Raw genomic sequence first — 1,238 nt, 5'->3', positions numbered from 1 at the left:
AGGTTAAGTTATTAAGGGCGCACGGTGGATGCCTTGGCACTAGGAGCCGATGAAGGACGGGACTAACACCGATATGCTTCGGGGAGCTGTAAGTAAGCTTTGATCCGGAGATTTCCGAATGGGGCAACCCACTGCTCGTAATGGAGCAGTATCTTAACGTGAATTCATAGCGTTAAGAGGGCACACCCAGGGAACTGAAACATCTAAGTACCTGGAGGAGAAGAAAGAAACATCGATTCCCTGAGTAGCGGCGAGCGAAACGGGAAGAGCCCAAACCAAGAGGCTTGCCTCTTGGGGTTGTAGGACACTCTATACGGAGTTACAAAAGGATGGGTTAGACGAACCGTTCTGGAAAGGACGGCCGTAGAAGGTAATAGCCCTGTAGTCGAAAATCCATCCTCTCCAGAGTGGATCCTGAGTACGGCGGAACACGTGAAATTCCGTCGGAATCCGGGAGGACCATCTCCCAAGGCTAAATACTCCCTAGTGACCGATAGTGAACCAGTACCGTGAGGGAAAGGTGAAAAGCACCCCGGGAGGGGAGTGAAAGAGAACCTGAAACCGTGTGCCTACAAGTAGTCAGAGCCCGTTAACGGGTGATGGCGTGCCTTTTGTAGAATGAACCGGCGAGTTACGATGGGAGTGAAAGAGAACCTGAAACCGTGTGCCTACAAGTAGTCAGAGCCCGTTAACGGGTGATGGCGTGCCTTTTGTAGAATGAACCGGCGAGTTACGATTACGTGCAAGGTTAAGTCGAAGAGACGGAGCCGCAGCGAAAGCGAGTCTGAATAGGGCGAAGGAGTACGTGGTCGTAGACCCGAAACCAGGTGATCTACCCATGTCCAGGGTGAAGGTGAGGTAACACTCACTGGAGGCCCGAACCCACGCACGTTGAAAAGTGCGGGGATGAGGTGTGGGTAGCGGAGAAATTCCAATCGAACTTGGAGATAGCTGGTTCTCTCCGAAATAGCTTTAGGGCTAGCCTCGTGTAAAGAATACTGGAGGTAGAGCACTGTTTGGACTAGGGGCCCACCTCGGGTTACCGAATTCAGACAAACTCCGAATGCCAGCTATTTATACACGGGAGTCAGACTACGAGTGATAAGATCCGTGGTCAAGAGGGAAACAGCCCAGACCACCAGCTAAGGTCCCAAAGTAACCGTTAAGTGGAAAAGGATGTGGCGTTGCTTAGACAACCAGGATGTTGGCTTAGAAGCAGCCACCATTTAAAGAGTGCG

Annotated in this window: 1 rRNA gene (cut by a window edge); it reads left to right on the top strand. The window is 51.6% G+C overall.

The features are described from left to right. The first annotated feature begins 1 nt into the window (after position 1). A 23S ribosomal RNA gene (locus DKZ56_RS15870) occupies positions 2 to 1,238 on the top strand; it runs 3,304 nt beyond the window's last position.

Origin of the sequence: Ureibacillus thermophilus, from assembly GCF_004331915.1 — a bacterium.
Lineage (GTDB): Bacteria > Bacillota > Bacilli > Bacillales_A > Planococcaceae > Ureibacillus > Ureibacillus thermophilus.
Note: the sequence above shows the minus strand (reverse complement) of the source record. Positions and strands in the feature narration are given on the sequence as shown.